We start from the raw sequence: 22,207 nt of genomic DNA, 5'->3' as shown, positions 1-22,207 counted from the left end.
TTGGTCATTTCAAATACCATTAGCAGACTTTTATTTTTCACAGTTGACCGCATGAACACCTCGCGCACACGCCGGCTGGGCTTGGGCCTGACCATTGCTGCCTTGCTCGGCCCGCTGGGCTGGGTGTCCGCCCACGCCCTGGGCCAGCCCCAAGGCAAACCGGTGCTGACGGTGGGCGGCGCCATCGCCGCCACCAACCGGGGCGGCCAGGCCGTGTTCGACATGGCCATGCTCGAAGCCCTGCCGCAAAAGACCTTCACCACCTCCACCCCCTGGGACAACCGGCCGATCCGCTTCAGTGGCCCGCTGCTGCGCGACGTGCTGGCGGCGGTGCAGGCCCGGACGCAGGCCGGCACCCTCAAGGCCACCGCGCTCAACGACTACCGCATCCAGATCCCGGTGGCCGACGCAGCGCGCTTTGACGTCATCATGGCCACCCGGCTCGACGGCGAACCGATGTCGGTGCGCACCCGCGGCCCGCTGTTCATCGTCTACCCCTTCGACAGCCGCCCCGAACTGCAGAGCGCCACCTACTACGAGCGCTCGATCTGGCAACTGAAGTCGCTCGACGTCGAATAAACCGGAAAGCGGCGCATGCCCCTGCAAAAAGACAACCGCAGCTTCCTGCTGTGGTTGTCGCTGACCACCATCGCGCTGGCGGTGGGCCTGGCCGTGATGACGGCGGTGTTCCTGCGGCAGTCGGCGTCGGTGGAGGCGGCCGCGCGCCTGCAGGCCGATTCGGTCACGGCCCTGGCCTTCCAGCTGGAGCGCGAATACCTGCGCTTTCGCAGCGAGCTGCGGGTGTCGCTGCGCGACCCCGAGGCCGCCGACTGGGACAACCTGGGCAACCGCTACGACATCTTCGCCAGCCGCGTGCACCTGCTCAGCGGCAACCCCAGCACCGCCAAGCTGCGCGACCGGCCCGAATACGGCGCGGTGCTGCCGCCGCTGGAGGCGCTGATCCGGCAGACCGACACGCTGATGGAGGACCCGGCACGGCAGCGCGGGCCACTGGAAGCGGTGCTCCAGACCCTGATGGAACTCGGGCCCGACGTGCAGGCCCTGTCGTTCGCCGCCAACAGCTCCGTCAGCCACCTGATGGAGCAGCAGGTGGCGGTGGTGCGGGAGCAGAACCGCATGATCGTCTGGCTGGTGGCGCTGCAGGTGCTGGTGCTGCTGCTGGCGGCGGGCGGCCTGCTGAACCGGCAGCGGCGGCAGATGCGGCAGCGGCAGGCGCTGGAGCGGCTCAACAACGAACTGGTGCAGGCCAAGGAAGCGTCGGAACAGGCCAACCGCGCCAAGAGCCAGTTCCTGGCCAACATGAGCCACGAACTGCGCACCCCCTTCAACGGCATGCTGGGCATGGTCAGCATGCTGGAGGAGAGCGAACTCACGCCGCAGCAGCGCGACCAAGTCCAGACCGCGCGCAGCTCCGCCCAGCACCTGCTCACCCTGCTCAACGACATCCTCGACATGTCGGCGCTGGAAGCCGGAAAGATGAAGATCCACCCGCAGCCGCTGGACCTGCGCCAGCTGGTGCGCGACACGTGGCAGATGGTGCGCCCCCAGGCCGAGCACAAGCGCCTGGGCCTGACGCTGGACCTGGACGGGGCCCGCGAAGCCCCGCCCTGGGTGCTGGCCGACGCCACCCGGGTGCGGCAGATCCTGCTCAACCTGCTGAGCAACGCGATCAAGTTCACCCGCGAGGGACAGATCGGACTGGCCCTGGCCTGCGAGCCAGACGGGGACGGGGTGCGCTGGCGCATCACCGTCAGCGACACCGGCATCGGCATGGACGCGGCCACCCTGGGCCAGCTGTTCCAGCGCTTCCACCAGGCCGACCATTCGGCCACCCGCCAGTTCGGCGGCACCGGCCTGGGGCTGGAAATTTCACGCACCCTGGCCCGACTCATGGGCGGCGACCTGGGCGCCAGCAGCGCTCCCGGCCAGGGCGCCAGCTTCACCCTGACCCTGCCCACGCCGCGCTGCGCGGCGCCGGACGAAGCGACCACCCCCCTGGGCAACGGCGACTGGGTGGTGACCCGTTCCCCCGACGACGGCAGGGCCGACGACGCCGCGACCGACGCCCCCTGCGCGGCCTTGCCCACGCAGGGCTGGCAGGTGCTGGTGGCCGAAGACCACCCGATCAACCAGAAATTCGTCGGCATGCTGCTGGAAAAGCTCGGCCACCACGCCACCTTCGCCGACAACGGGGCCCAGGCCGTGAGCCTGGCCAGCGGTCAGGATTTCGACATCGTCCTGATGGACGTGCACATGCCCGAGATGGACGGCCTCAGCGCCACCCGCCACATCCGGGCCCTGCCCGGGCGGCGCGGCCAGGTGCCGATCGTGGCCCTGACCGCCGACGTGATGAACGAGGCCCAGGCCCGCACCCGCGAGGCCGGCATGAACGCCTTCCTGTCCAAGCCGGTGCAGAAGCAACAACTGCTCGACGTGATGACCCACTGCCTGCAGCAGGCCGCGCCGCGCCCCCCGGTCTGACGCCGGGGCCGGCGCGCCTCACCAGCCCAGCAGCAGCCGCAGCGGCAGGTACACCGCCATGCCGCAGAGGATGGTGCCCAGCACCCCGCCGCGCCAGAAGAACCAGCCCGCCCCCGCCGCTGCGGCGAACAGGCGGGCGTCGCGCCAGGTCTGCACCAGCTGGCCCTGGTCGGCCACCACTTCCGGAATGACCACCGCCGCCAGCGCCGCGATGGGTGCGTACTGCAGGCCGCGTTCGGCCCAGTGCGGCAGTTGCCACGGGCGGCTGGACAGGAAGAAGAAGCCACGCGTCAGCACCGTCACCCCCGCCAGGGCGGCGATGGTCAGCAGCGTCCAGGCGTCGGTCTCAGCCATGGCGGGGCACCCGCTGGCCGCGCAGCCAGGCCGGGCCGTGGGCTTCCAGCACCAGGCACAGCGCCACCGCCGCCGCGATGGCGACCACGATGTTCAGTTTGAGCGGCAGCGCCCAGGCGGCCACCGCCGCGGCACCGGCCACCCCGGCCGACACCACCCGCAGCTTGGACGTGGCCAGCGAACACCCCACCCCCAACAAGGCCAGGATGCCGGCAAACCCCAGGCCCCAGGCGGGCGGGATGGCGTGGGCCAGCGCAATGCCCAGCAGGCTGGCCGCCATCCACGCCACGTAGTTGACGGCACAGTTGCCCGCCAGGTAGGCCTGCTGCCGCGTCAAGCCCTCGGCGTCGGGGGCCGGGTGCGGGTAGCGCCGCGCGAAGAACACGTAGCTCAGGTCGCCGGTGACGTAACCGGTCAGCAGCCGCTGGGGGCGCGGCAGGTGCATCAGGTAAGGCCGCAGGTGGGCCGAAAACACCACGAAACGCAGGTTCACGCAAAACGCCGCCGCCAGGATCACCCACAGCGGCGCGCCCGAGGCGATCAGCGGCACCGCGGTGAGCTGGGCGCTGCCGGCGTAGACCAGCAAGGTCATGGCCACGGCCTCGAACACGCTCAGGCCGGACTTGACCATGGCCACCCCGGTCATCAGCCCCCAAGCGGCGATGCCGGTGGCCACGGCGGCTTGGTCGCGCACGCCCTCGCGGAACTCGGGCAGGGCGCGGTAAGCCGCCGTCAGGAACATGCGGGGCGGCCCAGCCGCGTGCCGGGCGGCAGTTCGTTGCCGCGCAGAAAGTCGGCCGCCGGCAGGCGCTTGCCGCCGGGGCGCTGCAGCGCGGTCAGGCACAGCACGCCGGCGCCGGTCTGCACCCGCACGCCCTGGGCGTCGGCGGCCAACACGGTGCCCGGCGGGGTGGCCGGCCCGGGGGGCTGGTCGCCCTGCGCCTGCGCCGCCCAGACCTTCAACGGCACCTCGCCCCAGGGCGTGGCCGCGCCAGGAAAGGGGTCGAAGGCGCGCACCCGGCGCGCCAGGGTGGCGGCCGGCTGGGTCCAGTCGAGGTCGGCCTCGGCCTTGTCGATCTTGTGGGCGTAGGTCACGCCCTCGGCCGGCTGCGGCAGCGGGCGCAGGCCGCCACAGGCCGCCAGCTCCAGCGCCTCCACCGCCAGCCGCCCGCCCAGCGCCGCCAGGCGGTCGTGCAGGGTGGCGGTGGTGTCGTCGGGGCCGATGGCCACCGGCTCGGTCAGCAGCATGTCGCCGGTGTCCAGGCCCTCGTCCATCTGCATCAGGGTGACGCCGGTGGTGGCGTCCCCGGCCTCGATGGCGCGGTGGATGGGCGCCGCCCCGCGCCAGCGCGGCAGCAGCGAGGCGTGGATGTTCAGGCAACCCAGGCGCGGCAGCGTCAGCGTCCAGCGCGGCAGGATCAGGCCGTAGGCGGCCACCACCATCGCGTCGGCGCCACTGGCCTGCAGCGCGGCCTGGGCCGCAGCGGCGTCTTCGGGGTATGTGCCGTCCAGGCGCAGGCTGCGCGGCTGGGCCACGGCGATGCCATGCCGCTGCGCCAGCTGCTTGACCGGCGAGGCCTGCAGCTTCATGCCGCGCCCGGCGGGGCGGTCGGGCTGGGTCAGCACCAGCGGCACGGTGAAGCCGGCACGCAGCAGCGCGTCCAGCGCCACCGCGGCGAACTCCGGCGTGCCGGCAAACGCCACGCGCATGCCGGCGGCCTCAGGCGTGCTCGGCACGTTCGGCCTTGAGCAGCTTGGTCTTGATGCGGTTGCGCTTGAGCGGCGACAGGTATTCGACGAAGACCTTGCCCATCAGGTGGTCCATCTCGTGCTGGATGCACACGGCCAGCAGGCCCTCGGCCTCGATCACGCGGCTGACGCCCTCGCCGTCGAGCGCGCGCACCCGCACCGCCACCGAACGCTCCACCCCGTCGTAAATGCCGGGGACCGACAGGCAGCCCTCGTCGCCCTTGCGGGTCTCGGGGCTGGCCCACTCCAGTTCGGGATTGATCAGCACCATGGGTTGGTCGCGCGCCTCGCTCACGTCGATGACGATGAGCCGCTCGTGGATGTCAACCTGCGTCGCGGCCAGGCCGATGCCCTGGGCGGCGTACATGGTGGCCAGCATCTGCGGGATGATGGCGCGGACCCGCTCGTCCACGGCCGCGATCGGTCGCGCCACCTTGTGCAGGCGGGGGTCGGGGTAACGCAGGATGGGCAGCAGAGCGGTATCGGTCATGTCGGCAACGGAATCGGGTGGGCCACGGCAGGTCGCGCGGCGGAGAATGTCGGTATTTTCGCCACTTTCGCCCGGGCCGGTGGGGCACGGGTGGCGATATCATTGCCATAAATGGGGCTTGAACGCAAAATCTCCAGTCATCCACACCAAAACGTCAAGCCGGGGAGGGACACATGCCACACACGCACCCCCTGAGCGGGACGGCATCCAGGGCCAACGACATGCCTATGCACACCACGCCAGCCGCCACCTCGGGCTCTGCCCCCGCCGCACCTGTCGCCCCACGGCCCCTGGGCCGCTGGGCACTGTGGCTGGCCTGCGGGCTGGGGGCCGGGGCCGCTGTGGCCCAAAGCTTCCCCAACTACCCCATCACCCCCGGGCAACGCCAGACGGCCACCCAGGTGGCCCAGCAAGGCGTGCCGCTGAGCGAGCTCTCGCCCACCGCCCCCGACCGCTACACCGTCCAGCGTGGCGACACGCTGTGGGACATCTCGGGGCTGTTCCTCAAGCGGCCCTGGCGCTGGCCGGAGCTGTGGGGCATGAACCTGCAGCAGATCCGCAACCCGCACCTGATTTACCCCGGCCAGGTGCTGGTGCTGACCCGCGTCGGCGACCGCGCTTTTCTCACCGTCGACGGCGCCCTGCCCACGGTGAAGCTGTCGCCGCGGGTGCGCACCGAGGCGCTGGCGGACGCGGCCATTCCGCCGATCCCGCTGAACGTGATCGAGCCCTTCCTGACCGAGTCGCTGGTGGTGGACGAAGCCCAGCACTCGCGGGCGCCGCGCATCGTGGCCGCCCCGGAAAACCGGGTGCTGCTCAGCCGCGGCGACCGGGCCTATGCGCGCGGCCAGTACGGCCCGGGCGAGGCGCAGGCAGGCACCGCCCTGCGGCTGGAGGCCGGCCAGCCGCGCAGCCACCGCCTCTACCGCAACGCGGTGGCCCTGAAAGACCCGACCACCGGCGAACTGCTGGGCTACGAGGCCCAGTTCATCGGCCAGAGCGCGCTGGTGCGCAGCGAAACCGTCAAGCCCGGCGGCAACGAGATCGAACCCGCCACCGTCCAGATCACCGGCTCCAAAGAGGAAATCCGCGTCGGTGACCGCCTGCTGCCCGAGCCCCCGCGCGAGGTGCCGAGCTACGTGCCGCAGGCCCCGGACAGCGCCCAGTCGGGCCAGATCGTCAAGGTGCACGGCAACGCGGTGCACTTTGCCGGCCAGAACCAGGTCGTCATCCTCAACCGCGGCGCCCGCGACGGCCTGGCCCGCGGCCATGTGCTGGCGGTGCTGAAAGACGCCAGCCAGGTGCCCGACCGCACCGACGAGGCCCGCCCCACCCTGCACCTGCCGGGCGAACGCAACGGGCTGATGCTGGTGTTCCGCACCTTCGACCGGGTGTCTTACGCCCTGGTGCTGCAGATCACCGACGGCGTGAAGGTGGGCGACCGCTTCGTCAACCCCTGACGTGGCCGGCCCCGCCCGCATGACCGACGCCGAACTGGGCGCCTGGCTGCGGCTGACGCTCACCCCCGGGGTGGGCAACGGCACCGCGCGCAAGTTGCTGGCCGCTTTCGGCAGCCCCGAAGGCGTCTTCCAGCAGCCGCCCGACGCCTGGTCCACCGTGGTGGGGCCGCGCCTGGCCACCGCCCTGGCCAGCCCGCCAGAAGGCTGGCGCGAACTGTGCCAGCGCACCCGCGACTGGCTGGCGGCCGATGGCCGGCACCACCTGCTGGCCCTGGGCGATGCCGACTACCCCGCCGACCTGCTGCAGACCGCCGACCCCCCGCTGCTGCTCCACCTGCTGGGCCAACGCAGTGCGTTGGCGCACCCGCACAAGCTGGCGATCGTCGGCAGCCGCAACCCCACCCCGCAAGGCGCCGAAAACGCCGCCCGCTTCGCCCAGACCCTGGCCACCCAGGGGCTGTGCGTGGTGTCGGGCCTGGCGCTGGGGGTGGACGGCGCCGCCCACCAGGGCGCGCTGGACGGCGGCGGCCCCACCCTGGCGGTGGTCGGCACCGGGCTCGACCGGGTGTACCCGAAACGCCACCTGGCGCTGGCGCACCGCATCGCCGACCAGGGCGCGCTGCTCAGCGAGTACCCGCTGGGCACGCCGCCGCTGTCGCCCAACTTCCCCAAGCGCAACCGCCTGATCGCGGGGCTGTCGCAGGGCACACTGGTGGTGGAGGCGGCGCTGCAGTCGGGCTCGCTGATCACCGCGCAACTGGCCACCGAAATGGGGCGCGAGGTGTTCGCCATTCCCGGCTCCATCCACGCGCCACAGTCGCGCGGCTGCCATGCGCTGATCCGGCAAGGGGCCAAACTGGTGGAATCGGCGCAAGACATTCTGGAAGACCTGCACCTGGCCCCGGCAGCCCGCGCGGCCACGCCCGCGGCCCCGCCGGACAGCCCCAGCGACCCCTTGCTGGAGGCGCTGGGCTTCGACCCGGTGGGGCTGGACGCGCTGCAGGCCCGCACCGGGCTGGACACCCCCACCCTGCAGGCCGAACTGCTGGGCTGGGAATTGGAAGGCCGGGTGCATCGCCTGCCCGGCGGGCTGTTCCAGCGCGTCGGTCTGGGCTGAACGGAAGGGTCAGCCCAGCAGGCGCTCGGGGTTGGCCTGCAACTTGTCCAACGCCTGGCGGGTGGCCTGGGTGGTCAGGGGCTCGGTCTGGGCGGCGCGCAGCAGGCCGGCCTTGAGGTAGTGCGCCACCCGGCCCTGCTCCAGCAGGAAGCCGTGCTGGGTGGCGGTGACGAACAGGAACAGCTGCCGACGCGGGCTCTGCCAGGCCAGTTGCACCACCACCGGCTGGCCGTTGTGCTCCAGCCGGTACCAGCTGCCCAACGGCAGCGCGGCGGCCCAGGCCAGCAGGTGTTTGGGGGCCGGGTTGTCCGGGTTGGCCAGCACGGTGATGCGGCTGGCGTCCTCGCCGGTGACCAGTTCCAGGCTCTCCCGGCTCAGCGGCACCGGCTCGGCGTCGCCATCGCCGTCGGTCAGCACCGCCTCCAGGTGGCCCAGTTGGGCGGTGAAGCCGGCCAGCCAGTCCGGGTCGATGGCGGCGGAGCGCGACAGGAAGGCCGCCGCCAGGGCGTCGCTGACGGGCTGCAGTGCCACCTCCTGCTGCGCCGCGTCCAGCCCCAACAGGGCCAGGCCCTCGCGCAGCTGGGCCATCAGCGCCGGCACCCGGGCGATCACCTGCGCCCGTTCGTGCCGGGTCGGCTTGGTGGCGGCGGCCCACAACAGGTCGGCAGCCAGCTGGCGCACCTGGACCGCCTGCGCGTGCTGCGCGCCGTGGACCACCGCGGCCTGGGCCATCACCTCCACCCAGGTGTGGAAAAAAAAGTCGCGCAAGCCCTCGTGCACCGGGGCCGTGCCCAGCAGACGCCGCAGCTCCAGGGTGTACTGCACCGTCAGGGCGCCCTTGCGTTCGAGCTGCCCGGCCAGGTCGGTGACGCGCTGCAAGGGCTCGGTCGGGCGCAAGGCACGGCCCAGAAAGGCCTGGAACTCCTGCAGCATCAGCTCGAACACGCGGCGCCCGGTTTCCGGGTACTGCTCCACCACCTGCACGATGCGCTTGATCTCGGCTTCCAGCGCCGACAGCGGCACACTGGGGTCGAAGCCGAGCACGCAGGCGCCCATGCGGTCGATCAGCACCCGGGCCGGGTGGGCCTCGTCGCGCAGGAAACTGGCGTCGCTCAGGGCATGGCGCAGCACCGGCATCTGCAGCCGGGCGAACCAGACCCGGATGCTGGCGGGAATACGGTCCTCGCTGAGGATGCCGTCGAAAATCAGCGCCACCAGCTCGATCAGGGCCTTTTCTTCGTCGGACCGGGCGGCCTGCTTGAGCGCCCGGGCCTGGGCTTTGGCGCCTGCGGCGCCGGCCTCCAGGCTGCTCCAGTCCACCGGCGGCAGGGCCACCGCGCCCAGCCAGGCCGGCGGAGCCACGGCGGCGGGGCTGCCGGCGGCCGCGGTGGTGGACGGCGACCCCGCCGAGGCCGGGCCGGGCGCGCCCGCCGTGGCGGGCAGGTAACGCGCGGTGAACCCGGGCACGCGCTCGGCCATGAACCGGCTCAGGCGCTGGGCCACCACCTGCCGGCCATCGACCGGCGCGTCGGGCACCGCGCCCGCCAGCCCGGGGGCCGGCCCCGGCTCCAGCGGCGCGCCGCCCGACGCGGTGCGCAGGGGCACCACATGGGTCAACCCCCCGTAGCCACTGGGTCTGAAGCCGGTGGCGGCGAAACCACCCGGCCGGCTCGGCACCCCGGTGGGGGCGGCGGCAGCCGGCGGCGTGGCCGCCCCGGCGCGCCCGCTGCGTTTGACCAGGTCGCGCAGGTCGATCTGCGGCAGCACCCCGCGCGACAGCAGGAAGCGGTTGGCCTCGTCGTAGCCAGCCGCGACCACCTTGGCGACCAATTTGTGCAGCAGGGCCTGGTTGTGCTGCCAGTCGCCACGGGTCAGGCCGGCGTCCAGCCAGGCGTCCACCAGCGCCTGCATCACGTTCAGGGCCAGCACCGGGTCGCGCTTGTCGAGTTCGTCGGTCAGTTCCAGATGCTGCAGCCGCAGGCGCAGCTCGTTCAAGGCTTCGTGGCCGTTGTCCACCGCCACCAGGGCGGCCCGGGCCGCGAGGATCTGGCTCTCCACCGCCTCCTCGGCCACCAGGCTGAGCGGGTTGCCACCCGTGCCGCCGGGCACGGCGGGCGTGGCCGGCCGCAGCGACTGGGACCAGCGCGACTTGGCCTGCGCCAGCCATGCCGGCCCCAGGGTTTGCAGCCGTACACGGCTGTCCTGCAGGCGCTGGCTCGCCTCGCTGTACACCGCTTCGCCGATGCGCTCCTGCAGGTCGTCCAGCAGACGCTGCAGCACCTGCGGCAGGTCGTCGATCAGGTGGCGCACGAACACCTGGCGGGCCTGGGCGGCCAGGGCAGGCGTTGCGGCCGGGGGCGGGTTCATGGGTGAGAGTATGCCAGCGGGCAAGGGGACACCGGGCCGCCGCGGGCGCGCATCAGACCGCCGCGCCGGCGTTCGGGTCGTCCGGGTCTTCGGCCTTCTTGGTGGGCTTGATCAGGTCCTCGCGGCGGATGCCCAGCCACATCGCCATGCCGGTGGCGACGAACACCGACGAGTAGATGCCGAACATGATGCCGATGGTCAGCGCCATCGCGAAATAATGCAGCGTGGGGCCACCAAAGAGCAGCATGGAGAGCACCATCACCTCGGTCGAACCGTGGGTGATGATGGTGCGGCTCATGGTGGAGGTGATGGCACGGTCGATCACCTCGCGCGTGCCCATCTTGCGCTGGCGCTTGAAGGTTTCGCGGATGCGGTCGAACACCACCACCGACTCGTTGACCGAATAGCCCAGCACCGCCAGCACCGCCGCCAGCACCGCCAGCGAGAACTCCCACTGGAAGAAGGCGAAGAAGCCCAGGATGATGACCACGTCGTGCAGGTTGGCGACGATGGCCGCCACCGCGTACTTCCACTCGAAGCGGAAGGCCAAGTACACCATGATGCCCAGGATCACGAAAGCCAAGGCCTTGACACCGTCTTCGGCCAGTTCCTTGCCCACCTGCGGCCCGACGAACTCGGTGCGGCGCAACTGCACCGTCGGGTCCTGCGCCTGCAGGGCGGCCAGGATGGCCTCGCTCTGCTGGCCCGAGGACTGCCCGGCCTGCAGCGGCAGGCGCATCATCACGTCGCGCGAGGTGCCGAAGTTCTGCACCGGCACCTCGGCGTAGCCCAGGTCGGCCACCACCTTGCGCACGGCCGCCAGGTCGGCCGGCTGTTCGTAGGCCACCTCCAGCACCGTGCCACCGGTGAACTCCACCGACAGGTTCAGGCCCCGGGTGACCAGGAAGAACACCGCCGCCAGAAAGGTGACGAAGGAAATGGCGTTCAGCAGCAGCGCGTGCCGCATGAACGGGATGTCTTTCTTGATGCGGAAAAATTCCATGGTCTCGCTTCCCGTTCAGTCCTTGGCCAGGGTTTTGTGGCCCTCGGTCCACACCGTGCCGATGGACACGCGCTTGAGCTTCTTCTGCCGCCCGTACCAGACGTTGACCAGCCCGCGCGAGAAGAACACCGCCGAGAACATGCTGGTGAGGATGCCCAGACAGTGCACCACCGCAAAACCGCGCACCGGGCCGGACCCGAAGGCCAGCAGCGCCAGGCCCGCCAGCAGCGAGGTGATGTTGGAGTCGAGGATGGTGCCCCAGGCGTGGTCGTAGCCGGCGTTGATGGCGGTCTGCGGCGCCGCGCCGTTGCGCAATTCCTCGCGCACCCGCTCGTTGATCAGCACGTTGGCGTCGATGGCCATGCCCAGCGCCAGCGCCATGGCGGCCATGCCGGGCAGGGTCAGGGTGGCCTGCAGCATGGACAGCACGGCCACCAGCAACATCAGGTTGAACGCCAGCGCCAGGCTGGAGAACACGCCGAACATCAGGTAGTACGCGCACATGAACACCACCACCACGATGAAACCCCAGGTGACGCTGTTGAAGCCCATCTGGATGTTGTCCGCCCCGAGGCTGGGGCCGATGGTGCGTTCTTCCACGATGTCCATCGGCGCGGCCAGCGAGCCGGCGCGCAGCAGCAGCGCGGTGTCGTTGGCCTCGACCGTGGTCATGCGGCCCGAAATCTGCACGCGACCGCCGCCGATCTCGGTGCGGATGACCGGCGCCGTCACCACCTCGCCCTTGCCCTTCTCAAACAGCAGGATGGCCATGCGCTTGCCCACGTTCTCCCGCGTCACGTCGCGGAAGATGCGCGCGCCCTTGGCGTCCAGCGTCAGGTGCACCGCGGCCTCCTGACTCTGGCTGTCGAAGCCGGCCTGGGCGTCGGTCAGGTTTTCGCCGGTCAGGAGCACCTCGCGCTTGACGATGACGGCCTGGCCGTTGCGGTCCAGGTAGCGTTCGGCGCCGAAGGGCACTGGGGCGTTGCCGCGCTCGGCCGACAGGCCTTCGGGGCTTTCGTCCACCAGGCGCACCTCGAGCGTGGCGGTGCGGCCCAGGATATCTTTGGCCTTGGCCGTGTCCTGCACGCCGGGCAGCTGCACCACGATGCGGTCCAGTCCCTGCTGCTGGATCACCGGCTCGGCCACGCCCAGCTCGTTGATGCGGTTGTTCAGGGTGGTGATGTTCTGCTTGAGCGCTTGTTCCTGGATGCGACGGGCGGCTTCCGGGCGCAGGGTCGCGCTCAGCTTCAGCTCGGGCGCGCCGGCCGGGGCCTCGGTCAACAGCAGGTCGGGGAACTGCGCCTCGATCAGGTTGCGGGCGGCGGCCTGGGTCTCGGCGTCGCGAAAGCGCAGCTCCACCGCCTGGCCTTCGCGCCGGATGCCGCCGTGGCGGATGTTCTTGTCGCGCAACGCGGTGCGCAGGTCGCTGGCGATGACCTCGGCGCGCTTGTCCAGCGCACCCGGCATGTCCACCTGCAGCAGGAAGTGCACCCCGCCCCGCAAGTCCAGCCCCAGGTACATGGGCAGGGCGTTGAGGGACTGCAGCCAGGCCGGGGTGCGCGGCAGCAGGTTCAGCGCCACCACGTGCGACGGGTCGGCCGGGTCGGTGTTGAAGGCGCGGTCGATCGCGTCGCGCGCCTGGATCTGGGTGTCGGTGGAGTCGAAGCGGGCCTTGACCGACTGGCCGTCGAACTGGACCGCGGCCGGCACGATGTTCTGGGTCGCCAGGGCGGCTTCCACCCGGGTCACGGTGGTGGCATCGACCTTGACCGTGGCCTTGCCCGCCGAGACCTGCACCGCCGGCGCCTCGCCAAAGAAGTTGGGCAAGGTGTAGAGGGTGGCGATGATCAGCGCGACCACGATGGTCACGTACTTCCACAAGGGGTAACGGTTCATGCGGGAAGGCTCCGGTGACAAGCCAAGGCGTGCTCAAAAACCAAACGGCCGGGCCAGGGGCCCAGCCGGTCGGATGCCCGTGGGGGCGCGGAATTACTTGAGGGTGCCCTTGGGCAGCACTTGCACCACGGCGGTGCGCTGCAGTTGGACTTCCACGCCGTCGGCCAGTTCCACGCCGATGTAGGTTTCACCGACCTTGGCCACCTTGCCCAGCAGACCACCGGCGGTGACCACCTCGTCGCCTTTGGCCAGGGCCTCGACCATGGCCTTGTGCTCCTTCTGGCGTTTCATCTGCGGGCGGATCATGACGAAGTACAGCACCACGAACATGAGCACCAGCGGCAACATGCTCATCAGGGTGGAGGTGGTGTCGCCACCGGCGGCTTGGGCGTAAGCGTTGGAAATGAACACGTGGAATCGTCCTGTGGTGTGGGTTCTGAAGACGCCCGCCCAAGGGCGAACGTCGGCAACCGGCCATTTTAATCGCGGGCGCCCGGGGCCGCTGCGGCGCGGGCGGGTGGCCTCAGTTCGGGTGGGCCTCGGCCACGTCGGGCACCGGCTTGACGCGCACCGCCCACAGCACCCCCGCCACCAGCAGGCCGATGCCGGCCAGCGTCAGCGGCGCGGGCCAGGCGCCGCGCCAGGCGAAGGCGTAGGCCAGCGCGGCCAGGGTTTCAAAGACGATGAGCTGACCCGCCACGGCGGTGGGCAGGCGCTGGCTGGCCTCGTTCCAGCACAGCGTGCCCAGCCAGGAGGCGAGCAGACCCACCGCCACCATCAGGCCCACGAAATAGCCGGCGCGCGGCCCGAAGGGCATGGGAAAACCGTCGCCACCCACGGCCATGCCGCCCCACACCAGCGCGTAACCGGCCAGCGCCAGCGGCAGCGTGGCCAGGCCCTGGGCGGTGGCCCAGGTGCGCGGGCTGCGGCCGGGGTGGTCGCGCAGCCAGTCGGCGTTGCGCAGCGGGTACCAGGTCCAGCAGGCCACCGCCCCCACGCCCAGCACCGCGCCCCAGGCGTAGCCGGCCACATCGGGCGCGTCCTGCGCCAGCAGCGCGGCCAGCTCCACCTGGTTGACCAGGGCGATGCCCAGCCCGATCAGCGCCAGCGATGGCGCCAGCCGGCTCCAGGGCAGGCGGCCATCGCGCCGGGCGTTGCGGCGGTTGGCCACCACCGCGATGACGACCGGCAAGGTGCCGATGAGCACGGTGGACAGCGGCCCGCCGGTGCGCTGGATGGAACTGGCCAGCAGCAGGTAGTACAGCAGGTTGCCGACGGCGGCGAGCTTGAGCGCTTCGAGCCAGTCGGCGCGGCCGAGCTGGCGCAGGCCGCGGCGGTCCAGCCAGGCCAGCGGCAGGCACAGCAGGCCAAAGGCCAGGTAACGCGCCACCGACTGCAGGCTGGCCGGGTAGTCCGGCAGCATCAGCGGCGCGACAAACACCAGCCCCCACAGCAGGCCGGCGGCCAGCGCGAAGGCCACGCCAGAACCCAGTGCCCCCATCACGCGCGCCGCCCCGGGGGCGGGGCGGCGTCCCACGCCTCGGCCCAGGCCGCCGCAAACGCCGGGGTGCCACACAGGGTCAAAATCAGCGTGTGGCGTGCGCCCCCCGTCGGTGGCTTGGGCACGGTCAGGCGGCCGTCCGCCGGGTCGAAGTGCGCTGGCAGGTCTGCCCCACCGTCGTCGCTGGCCTGCAACTGGCAGTCCCACTCGGCGCCGTCGTCCAGGGCGCCGGGGCCGGGCGGAAACGCCCGGTGCGCCCAGGCCAGCACGGCCGCCACCTCGGCCAGCAGCGCCGTCCAGTGCGGCGCCGTCACCGAAGCCATGGCCTCCAGGGTGCAGCGCCCCTCGGTGTCCTCACTCAAATCGAATTCCAGGTATTGCAATGGCCGGTCCCACCTCAAAACAGTCCGCCGGGTCGGGCCGGCGCGCCCGATTGTGATCGAGAACGCCGTGCCGGCCCGGCCGCGTCAGGCGCGCTGGCGCTGGCCGGCTTCGCCGGGCGCCTGGTCGGACGGGGCGGCCCGCCACTCCGCCAGCAGCCCGGTCCAGCGCGGACGGGCCGCGGCCAGGTGGCGGGCCTTGACGTGGCCAAAGCCCTTGACCTGCTCGGGCCAAGCCGCGATCTGCAGCGCCAGCGCGTGCTTGTCCGGCGTCAGGCCAGCCATCACTTCTTCCAGCGCGTCCAGGTACTCGCCGATCAGGGCGCGCTCGGTGCGCCGTTCCTCGGTGCGACCGAAGGGGTCGAAGGCGGTGCCGCGCAGGCCCTTGAGCCGCGCCAGCAGGCGGAAGGCGCCCTGCATCCAGGGCCCGAAGGCCTGCTTGACCGCGCGGCCCTGGGCGTCGTGGCGGGCCCACAGCGGCGGCGCCAGGTGGAAGCGCAGGCGGTAGTCGCCCTCGAACTGGCCCGCCAGTTTGTCCTGGAAATGGCCGTCGGTGTACAGGCGCGCCACCTCGTACTCGTCCTTGTAAGCCATGAGCCGGAACAGCTGGCTCGCCACGGTCTCGGCCAGGGCAGACGACGGGCCGGCGCCCAGCGCCGCGCGTTCGGCCTGCTGCACCCGGCGCACCGCCGCCTCGTAGCGCTGGGCGTAGGCGGCGTTCTGGTAGTCGGTCAGGAAGGCGACGCGGCGGCGCAACAGGGTGTCCAGCGTCTCGCGCGGCTTGAACACCACCACCTGCCCGGGCGACAGCAGCGCCTTGACCCGCGCCCCATCGTGCGCGGCCTGGCGCCCCCACTCGAAGGCGGCCTGGTTCTGGGCCACCGCCACCCCGTTCAGGGCCATGGCGCGCAGCAGGGACTCGCGGCGCAGCGGAATCCAGCCCTTTTGCCAGGCGTAGCCCAACACCACCGGGTTGACGTAGAGGCTGTCGCCCAGCAGGGTGGTGGCCAGGGCGTCGGCATCGAAGGCGCCCACGGCGTCGGCCCCCACCGCCTGCGTCAGCGTGGTCAGGCAGCGCTCGGCCGGGTTCTGCCAGGCGCCGTCGGTCACAAAGGCCGCGGTCGGGGCGGCGTGGCTGTTGAGCGCCACGCGCGAGCGGCCGGCGCGCAGGCGCAGCACCGTTTCCTTGCCCGCGGCGACGATGGGGTCACAGCCCAGCACCAGGTCGGCGCCGGCCATGCCGACGCGGGTGGTGCGGATGTCGTCTGGCCGGTCGGCGATGAGCACGTGGCTCCAGGTGGCGCCACCCTTTTGCGCCAGCCCGGCCGCGTCCTGGGTGACGATGCCCTTGCCCTCCAGGTGCGCGGCCACGCCCAGCAACTGGCCGACGGTGATGACGCCGGTGCCGCCCACGCCCGCCACCACGATGCCGTAGGCCTGGGCCGTGGCCGGCAGGCGCGGTTCGGGCAAGGGGCCGAGCGAGTCCAGCGGCGGCACCGTGGCGGCGGCCTTTTTCTTCAGCCGCCCGCCTTCGACCGTGACGAAACTGGGGCAAAAGCCCTTGAGGCAGCTCAGGTCCTTGTTGCAGCTGCTCTGGTTGATGGTGCGCTTGCGGCCGAATTCGGTCTCCAGCGGCTCCACGCTCAGGCAGTTGCTCTGCACGCCGCAGTCGCCGCAGCCCTCGCACACCGCCTCGTTGATGACGACGCGCGTGGCCGGGTCCGCCAGCGTGCCGCGCTTGCGCCGGCGGCGCTTTTCGGTGGCGCAGGTCTGGTCGTAGACGATGACGGTGGTGCCGGGGATCTCGCGGCACTCGCGCTGCACCGCGTCCAGCGTGTCGCGGTGCACCACGGCCACGCCCTCGGGCAGCGTCAGCGTCACGCCGCCCACGGTGGTGTGGTGGGCACCGTGGTACTTCTCGGGCTCGTCCGTCACCACCGTGACCCGGGCCACGCCCTCGGCGCGCAGGCTGTGCGCCATCTGCAGCACGCTGTGGCCCTCGGGCCGCTCGCCCACCGGCTGGCCGCCGGTCATGGCCACGGCGTCGTTGTACAGCAGCTTGTAGGTGATGTTGACGCCCGCGGCGATGCTCTGGCGGATGGCCAACAGCCCGCTGTGGAAGTAGGTGCCGTCGCCCAGGTTGGCGAACACATGCTTCTCCGTGCTGAAGGGCTGCTGCCCGACCCAGGGCACGCCCTCGCCGCCCATCTGGGTGAAACCTTCGGTGGCGCGGTCCATCCAGATCGTCATGAAATGGCAGCCGATGCCGGCCATGGCGCGCGAGCCCTCGGGCACCCGGGTGCTGGTGTTGTGCGGGCAACCCGAGCAGAACCAGGGCTGGCGCTCGGCCATGGGGGTCTGCGCGTTCAGCACCTGCATCGAACGCTCCTTGGCGTCCAGGATGGCCAGCTGGGCGTCCACGCGGGCCGCCACGTCGCTTCCGTCGGGCAGGATGCCACGTTTCTTCAGCCGCCGCGCCAAGGCGCGCGCGATGATCGCCGGCGACAGATCGGCGTTGGCGCGCAGCAGCGTGTGGGCGCTGGGGTTGGGCATGGACCACTCGCCACCGCTGTGGTCGCCGCCCACCTCGTCGAACTTGCCCAGCACGTCGGGGCGCACGTCTGAACGCCAGTTGTACAGCTCCTCCTTGAGCTGGTATTCGATGACCTGGCGCTTTTCCTCCACCACCAGGATTTCGCGCAGCCCGGTGGCGAACTCGCGCGTGGTCTGCGCCTCCAGCGGCCAGACCACCGCCAGCTTGTGCAGGCGGATGCCGAGCTGGCGGCAGGTGGCGTCGTCCAGCCCCAGGTCGGCCAGGGCCTGGCGCGTGTCGTTGTAGGCCTTGCCGCTGGCGATGACGCCGTAGCGGTCGTTCGGCCCTTCGATCACGTTGTGGTTCAGCCGGTTGGCGCGCACGTAGGCCAGGGCGGCGTACCACTTGTGGTCCATCAGCCGCGCCTCTTGCTCCAGCGCGGTGTCGGGCCAGCGGATGTGCAGCCCCCCCGGCGGCATGTCGAATTCGGGGAGCACGATCTGCACCCGCTGCGGGTCCACCTCAGCGGTGGCGCTGGACTCGACGATTTCCTGGATGGTCTTCATGCCGGCCCAGACGCCGGCGAAGCGGCTCAGGGCCCAGGCGTGCAGACCGAGGTCGAGGATCTCCTGCACGCTGGCCGGGAAAAACACCGGCAAGCCACAGGCCTTGAAGATGTGGTCGCTCTGGTGCGCGGCGGTGGAGCTTTTGGCCACGTGGTCGTCGCCGGCCACGGCGATGACGCCGCCCCAGGGCGTGGTGCCGGCCATGTTGGCGTGCTTGAACACATCGGAACAGCGGTCCACGCCCGGACCCTTGCCGTACCAGAGGCCGAACACTCCGTCGAACTTGTTCGAGCCGGCCGGGGCAAAGCCCAACTGCTGCGTGCCCCACAGGGCGGTGGCGGCCAGCTCCTCGTTGACCCCGGGCTGGAACACGATGTGCTGCGCCTGCAGGTGCGCCCGCGCCTTCCACAGCGCCTGGTCGTAGCCGCCCAGCGGCGAGCCGCGGTAGCCGCTGATGAAGCCCGCCGTGTTCTTGCCCACCAGGGCATCGCGCTGGCGCTGCAGCATGGGCAACTTCACCAGGGCCTGCACGCCGCTCATGAAGGCGCGGCCGTGGTCCAGGGTGTATTTGTCGTCGAGGGTGACGGTCTCGAGCGCGCGGCGCAGGGGCTCGGGCAAAGGGGCGTTCATGTCTGTCTCCGGTGGTTGTGATCGGCCGGCTGGGCCGTGCGCGCGGCCACCCCGGGGCGGTCCGCCGGGCGCTGCACGGGATCGCCGTCGCACCGCCCCCAACGCCCAGACAGTGTAGGCCGGGTGGCGGGGAATGTCTTTGCTTTTCACGCCCCGCCACCCCCATCAAAAGAAAGGTTCTTTCTTAAAATAGACAACCATGGAAACACTCGACAAGTTCGACCTGGCCATCCTGCAACACCTGCAGGCCGACGGCCGGCTCACCAACACCGAACTGGCGCAGCGCGTCGGCCTGTCGGCGGCGCCCTGCTGGCGCCGGGTGCGCGCGCTGGAAGAGGCCGGCTACATCACCGGCTACCGCGCGGTGCTGGACCGGCGCAAGATCGGCCTGGGCGTGCTGGCCTTCGTGCGGCTGGACGCCGAACGCAACACCGGCGACGCCACCCGGGTGCTGGAGGCGGCAATCCGCGAGCTGCCCGAGGTCATCGCCTGCCACTACATCAGTGGCAACGGCACCTTCGAGCTGCAGGTGGTGGCCGCCGACCTGGACGGTTTTTCGCGCTTTGCGCTGCAGCGGCTGATCCACCTGCCCAACGTGAAAGACCTGCACACCAGCTTCTCGCTGGGCGAGGTCAAGGGGGCCGGCGCCCTGCCCCTGAGCCACCTGGCGCCCTGAAACCCCGCCCGCCCCGCGGGCACCCCCAAACGGCGCGGGCGCGACTGCTACAGTACGCCTACTTTTTTCTCACCCCATGGTGTTGCCGATCCGCCCGCTGCTGCTCAACCTGCTGACTGCCCTCGCCTACGCGGGCAGCGGCTGGGCGTCGCTGCAGGCCAGCATCCCGCCGCACTACATCGCCATTATCTTCGTCGCCTCGGGCATTGCCCTGGGCGCGGTGCTGACCGGCGGCGCCCGGCTGCTGCCCGGGGTGGCCCTGGGGGCGCTGGGGGTGCAGCTGCTGGCGCACAGCCAGTCCGGCGCCCTGGGCTGGACCTGGACCCTGGTGGTCACGCCACTGGGCGCGGCCCTGATGGCCTGGGCCACCGCCTGGGCGGTGCGGCGCTGGGTCGGCTACCCCTCGGCGCTGGACCGGCCGCAGCAAGCGGTGCTGATGTGTTTTGCCATCATCCCGGCGGGCACGGCCATCAACGCCAGCCTGTCGGTGCCCTTCCTGGTGCTCGATGGCGTGGTGCCCCCCGGCGAAGCGCTGTTCAGCTGGTGGACCTGGTGGCTGGCCGACACCCTGGGCGCGGTGCTGTTCACGCCACTGGTGCTGGTGCTGTTTGGCCAGCCGGCCGACGCCTGGCGCCCCCGGCTGCGCACCGTGGCGCTGCCCATGCTGGTGGCGCTGGCCCTGGTGGCCGGCATGCTGCAACTGCTCAACGCCAACCAGCAGCGCAACCTGGACGAACAGTTCGCCAAGGCCGGCCAGGACCTCGCACTGCGGCTGCAGCGCCGCTTCGACGCCCAGATCGACAGCGTGGAAGCCATCGCCAAGCTGATGGAGCTGACGCCCCAGATGGACCAGGCCACCTTCGAGTCGGCCACGCGGCTCTGGCTGCAGCGCTACCCCGGCACCCAGAACTACGGCTGGAGCCCCCACGTCACCGACGCCCAGCGCTGGCAGTACGAGCAGGTGGTGCCGGGCATCAACATCCTGGGGCGCGACGCCCTGGGCCAGACCTCGCTGGCGCCGCGCGCGGCCAGCTACCTGCCCATCACCTGGGTGGTGCCGCTGACCACCAACCTGGCGGTGCGCGGCCTGGACGTGAGCGTGCTGCCCGCCACCGGCGCCACGGTGCGCGCCACCCTGGCCAGCGGCCGCCCGGAGGTGACCGAAGGCCTGCGCCTGGTGCAGGAGTCGGGCGAACAGCGCGCCGTGGTGGCCTACCTGCGGGTGCGCCAGCCCGACGGCGAACCCAAAGGGGTGGTGTCGGCGGTGTTCCGCATGGACGACGTGCTGGGTGCGGTGCTGGGCACCTTTGCCCCGAACAGCCTGACGCTGTGCCTGGTGGACAACCAGGCCGCCACCCACAACCGCCGCCTGTCGGGCCCGGCCGGCTGCGACGTGGACGCGGCCCAGCGGGCGCACCGGGACCGCTGGCGCGAAGGCTGGCCGCTGCGCTTCGCGGCGCGCGACTGGACGCTGTACGTGCAGGCGGACGCCGGTTTCTGGGCCAGCCACGCGCTGCACAGCACCTGGATCTCCACCGCCGCCGGCCTGATCGCCGTGTCCATGCTGGGCACCTTCCTCATCGTCATCACCGGCCAGGGCCGCCGCACCGCCCAGCTGGTGCTGGAGCGCACCCACGAACTGGCCCACAGCAACGCCAGCCTGATGCAGCTGGCCCACTTCGACGCCCTGACCGGCTTGGCCAACCGCACCTTCTGGACCGAACAGGCCCAGGCCACGCTGGCCGCGGCGCAGCAGAACGGCAAGCACGTGGCGGTGCTGTTCCTCGACCTGGACCGTTTCAAGCACGTCAACGACAGCCTGGGCCACACCCAGGGCGACGAACTGCTGGTCACGGTGAGCGCGCGCATCCAGGCCTGCCTGCGCGCGCGCGACGTGCTGGCCCGCCTGGGTGGCGACGAATTCGTGGCGCTGCTGCCCTGGGTGCGCGGCCGCGACGGCGCCGCCACCGTGGCGCGCAAGGTGGCGCAGGCGCTGTCCGAGCCCATCGTGCTCGACCGCATGCAGGTCACCGTCACCGCCAGCGTGGGCGTGGCGCTCTACCCGGACCACGGCGAGTCGGTGGACGCGCTGCTGCGCCACGCCGACACCGCCATGTACGCGGCCAAGGCCGCTGGGCGCAACCAGTGGCGCTTTTTCGAGCCCGCCATGCACGCCCACGTCTCGCGCCGCCTGGCGCTGGAGTCGGCGCTGCGGCTGGCGCTGGAAACCGGGTCGCCCGAACTCTACGTGGCCTACCAGCCCCAGGTGAACGCCGCCGGCCGGGTGGTGGGGCTGGAGGCGCTGCTGCGCTGGCAGCACCCGGAACTGGGTGCGGTGTCGCCGCAGGAATTCATCACCGTGGCCGAGGAGTCGGGCGTGATCGAATCGCTGGGCCACTGGCTGCTGACCCAGGTCTGCCGCCAGATCCAGGCCTGGGCCGACGGCCCGGCGGCGCAGGACTTCGCGGGCCTGACGGTGGCGGTCAACGTGTCGGCGCTGGAATTTGGCCGGCCGCACTTTCTGGACCACCTGCGCGATGCGCTGGCACAGATGCAGCAGCCCGCCGGCCGGCTGGAGCTGGAGATCACCGAAAGCCTGCTGGTCCACGCCGGCCCCGAGCTGAACGAACGCATGCGCGAGCTGACCGACCTGGGCATCGGCTTGAGCCTGGACGACTTCGGCACCGGCTACTCCAGCCTGGGCTACCTCAAGCGGCTGCCCCTGAGCAAGCTGAAGATCGACCGGTCCTTCGTCCAGGGCATCCCCAGCGACCCGGAAGACGAGGCCATCATCCGCGCCACCCTGTCGATGGCGCACGACCTGGGCCTGGTGGTGGTGGCCGAAGGGGTGGAAACCGTGGCGCAGCGCGACTTCCTGCTGGCCCACGGCTGCGACATGCTCCAGGGGTGGCTCTACGCCCGCGCCCTGACGCCGCCCGCGCTGGAAGCCTGGCTGCAGCAACAGGGCTGAACCCGGCCGCGG

General features: G+C 71.3%; 17 protein-coding genes. 6 read left to right on the top strand and 11 right to left on the bottom strand.

What is annotated here, in order from left to right:
• The first annotated feature begins 51 nt into the window (after positions 1 to 51).
• Together HA630_RS18395 and HA630_RS18390 are read left to right on the top strand one after the other, a co-directional pair.
• A complete protein-coding gene (locus HA630_RS18395) occupies positions 52 to 579 on the top strand; it encodes a molybdopterin-dependent oxidoreductase (protein WP_166836600.1) in 528 nt (175 codons plus the stop codon).
• Positions 580 to 594: 15 nt separating this feature from the next.
• On the top strand, positions 595 to 2,502 hold the full coding sequence (locus tag HA630_RS18390) for an ATP-binding protein (RefSeq protein WP_166836598.1): 1,908 nt from the start codon (positions 595 to 597) through the stop codon (positions 2,500 to 2,502).
• A gap of 18 nt (positions 2,503 to 2,520) precedes the next feature.
• Here HA630_RS18390 and HA630_RS18385 read toward each other — a convergent pair whose 3' ends face one another.
• Genes HA630_RS18385 through def form a run of 4 tightly spaced genes read right to left on the bottom strand, consistent with a single transcriptional unit; the run spans position 2,521 to position 5,095 of the window.
• Positions 2,521 to 2,856, bottom strand: coding sequence for an AzlD domain-containing protein (locus tag HA630_RS18385; RefSeq protein WP_166836596.1), 336 nt, complete (start codon positions 2,854 to 2,856; stop codon positions 2,521 to 2,523).
• A complete protein-coding gene (locus tag HA630_RS18380) occupies positions 2,849 to 3,598 on the bottom strand; it encodes an AzlC family ABC transporter permease (RefSeq protein WP_166836594.1) in 750 nt (249 codons plus the stop codon). The genes HA630_RS18385 and HA630_RS18380 overlap by 8 nt, the downstream gene beginning before the upstream one ends.
• Positions 3,589 to 4,566 carry a methionyl-tRNA formyltransferase gene (gene fmt / locus HA630_RS18375; protein WP_166836638.1) on the bottom strand — a complete coding sequence of 326 codons (978 nt, stop codon included), beginning with the start codon at positions 4,564 to 4,566 and terminating at the stop codon, positions 3,589 to 3,591. The genes HA630_RS18380 and fmt overlap by 10 nt, the downstream gene beginning before the upstream one ends.
• A gap of 10 nt (positions 4,567 to 4,576) precedes the next feature.
• Complete coding sequence (gene def / locus HA630_RS18370) at positions 4,577 to 5,095, bottom strand: peptide deformylase (RefSeq protein ID WP_166836592.1); 519 nt, start codon at positions 5,093 to 5,095, stop codon at positions 4,577 to 4,579.
• Positions 5,096 to 5,316: 221 nt separating this feature from the next.
• On the opposite strand from def, the gene HA630_RS18365 reads away from it, so the two are divergent.
• On the top strand, positions 5,317 to 6,555 hold the full coding sequence (locus tag HA630_RS18365; protein ID WP_243855517.1) for a LysM peptidoglycan-binding domain-containing protein: 1,239 nt from the start codon (positions 5,317 to 5,319) through the stop codon (positions 6,553 to 6,555).
• Between the two features lie 19 nt (positions 6,556 to 6,574).
• Positions 6,575 to 7,672 (top strand): DNA-processing protein DprA, encoded by a 1,098-nt coding sequence (gene dprA, locus HA630_RS18360; protein ID WP_166836636.1) that lies wholly within the window; start codon positions 6,575 to 6,577, stop codon positions 7,670 to 7,672.
• Positions 7,673 to 7,681: 9 nt separating this feature from the next.
• Here the strand turns inward: dprA and HA630_RS18355 are convergent, their stop codons facing one another.
• From HA630_RS18355 to HA630_RS18325, 7 genes are all read right to left on the bottom strand, one after another.
• Complete coding sequence (locus tag HA630_RS18355; RefSeq protein WP_166836588.1) at positions 7,682 to 10,039, bottom strand: DUF1631 family protein; 2,358 nt, start codon at positions 10,037 to 10,039, stop codon at positions 7,682 to 7,684.
• 52 nt (positions 10,040 to 10,091) lie between these two features.
• Complete coding sequence (secF, locus tag HA630_RS18350) at positions 10,092 to 11,042, bottom strand: protein translocase subunit SecF (RefSeq protein ID WP_166836586.1); 951 nt, start codon at positions 11,040 to 11,042, stop codon at positions 10,092 to 10,094.
• 15 nt (positions 11,043 to 11,057) lie between these two features.
• Complete coding sequence (secD, locus tag HA630_RS18345) at positions 11,058 to 12,938, bottom strand: protein translocase subunit SecD (protein WP_166836584.1); 1,881 nt, start codon at positions 12,936 to 12,938, stop codon at positions 11,058 to 11,060.
• A 93-nt stretch (positions 12,939 to 13,031) separates the two neighbouring features.
• Entirely contained in the window at positions 13,032 to 13,349 is a 318-nt protein-coding gene (yajC, locus tag HA630_RS18340) for a preprotein translocase subunit YajC (RefSeq protein WP_166836582.1), read from the bottom strand.
• Between the two features lie 112 nt (positions 13,350 to 13,461).
• Positions 13,462 to 14,439: a DMT family transporter gene (locus HA630_RS18335; protein ID WP_371809287.1), complete on the bottom strand. Its 978-nt coding sequence runs from the start codon at positions 14,437 to 14,439 to the stop codon at positions 13,462 to 13,464.
• A complete protein-coding gene (locus HA630_RS18330; RefSeq protein WP_166836580.1) occupies positions 14,439 to 14,801 on the bottom strand; it encodes a hypothetical protein in 363 nt (120 codons plus the stop codon). The genes HA630_RS18335 and HA630_RS18330 overlap by 1 nt, the downstream gene beginning before the upstream one ends.
• A gap of 105 nt (positions 14,802 to 14,906) precedes the next feature.
• Positions 14,907 to 18,548 carry an indolepyruvate ferredoxin oxidoreductase family protein gene (locus HA630_RS18325; RefSeq protein ID WP_166836578.1) on the bottom strand — a complete coding sequence of 1,214 codons (3,642 nt, stop codon included), beginning with the start codon at positions 18,546 to 18,548 and terminating at the stop codon, positions 14,907 to 14,909.
• Between the two features lie 199 nt (positions 18,549 to 18,747).
• On the opposite strand from HA630_RS18325, the gene HA630_RS18320 reads away from it, so the two are divergent.
• Positions 18,748 to 19,224 carry an Lrp/AsnC family transcriptional regulator gene (locus HA630_RS18320; protein WP_166836576.1) on the top strand — a complete coding sequence of 159 codons (477 nt, stop codon included), beginning with the start codon at positions 18,748 to 18,750 and terminating at the stop codon, positions 19,222 to 19,224.
• Positions 19,225 to 19,300: 76 nt separating this feature from the next.
• On the top strand, positions 19,301 to 22,195 hold the full coding sequence (locus tag HA630_RS18315) for an EAL domain-containing protein (protein WP_166836575.1): 2,895 nt from the start codon (positions 19,301 to 19,303) through the stop codon (positions 22,193 to 22,195).
• The last annotated feature ends 12 nt before the right edge of the window (positions 22,196 to 22,207 follow it).

This window comes from Aquabacterium sp. A08, from assembly GCF_011742065.1.
Note: the sequence above shows the minus strand (reverse complement) of the source record. Positions and strands in the feature narration are given on the sequence as shown.

Excerpts from the sequence above, each read along its gene's own strand:
- HA630_RS18395 (WP_166836600.1), top strand. The coding sequence starts at position 52 with ATGAACACCTCGCGCACACGCCGGCTGGGCTTGGGCCTGACCATTGCT.
- HA630_RS18390 (WP_166836598.1), top strand. The coding sequence starts at position 595 with ATGCCCCTGCAAAAAGACAACCGCAGCTTCCTGCTGTGGTTGTCGCTG.
- HA630_RS18385 (WP_166836596.1), bottom strand. The coding sequence starts at position 2,856 with ATGGCTGAGACCGACGCCTGGACGCTGCTGACCATCGCCGCCCTGGCG.
- HA630_RS18380 (WP_166836594.1), bottom strand. The coding sequence starts at position 3,598 with ATGTTCCTGACGGCGGCTTACCGCGCCCTGCCCGAGTTCCGCGAGGGC.
- fmt (WP_166836638.1), bottom strand. The coding sequence starts at position 4,566 with ATGCGCGTGGCGTTTGCCGGCACGCCGGAGTTCGCCGCGGTGGCGCTG.
- def (WP_166836592.1), bottom strand. The coding sequence starts at position 5,095 with ATGACCGATACCGCTCTGCTGCCCATCCTGCGTTACCCCGACCCCCGC.
- HA630_RS18365 (WP_243855517.1), top strand. The coding sequence starts at position 5,317 with ATGCCTATGCACACCACGCCAGCCGCCACCTCGGGCTCTGCCCCCGCC.
- dprA (WP_166836636.1), top strand. The coding sequence starts at position 6,575 with ATGACCGACGCCGAACTGGGCGCCTGGCTGCGGCTGACGCTCACCCCC.
- HA630_RS18355 (WP_166836588.1), bottom strand. The coding sequence starts at position 10,039 with ATGAACCCGCCCCCGGCCGCAACGCCTGCCCTGGCCGCCCAGGCCCGC.
- secF (WP_166836586.1), bottom strand. The coding sequence starts at position 11,042 with ATGGAATTTTTCCGCATCAAGAAAGACATCCCGTTCATGCGGCACGCG.
- secD (WP_166836584.1), bottom strand. The coding sequence starts at position 12,938 with ATGAACCGTTACCCCTTGTGGAAGTACGTGACCATCGTGGTCGCGCTG.
- HA630_RS18335 (WP_371809287.1), bottom strand. The coding sequence starts at position 14,439 with ATGGGGGCACTGGGTTCTGGCGTGGCCTTCGCGCTGGCCGCCGGCCTG.
- HA630_RS18325 (WP_166836578.1), bottom strand. The coding sequence starts at position 18,548 with ATGAACGCCCCTTTGCCCGAGCCCCTGCGCCGCGCGCTCGAGACCGTC.
- HA630_RS18320 (WP_166836576.1), top strand. The coding sequence starts at position 18,748 with ATGGAAACACTCGACAAGTTCGACCTGGCCATCCTGCAACACCTGCAG.
- HA630_RS18315 (WP_166836575.1), top strand. The coding sequence starts at position 19,301 with ATGGTGTTGCCGATCCGCCCGCTGCTGCTCAACCTGCTGACTGCCCTC.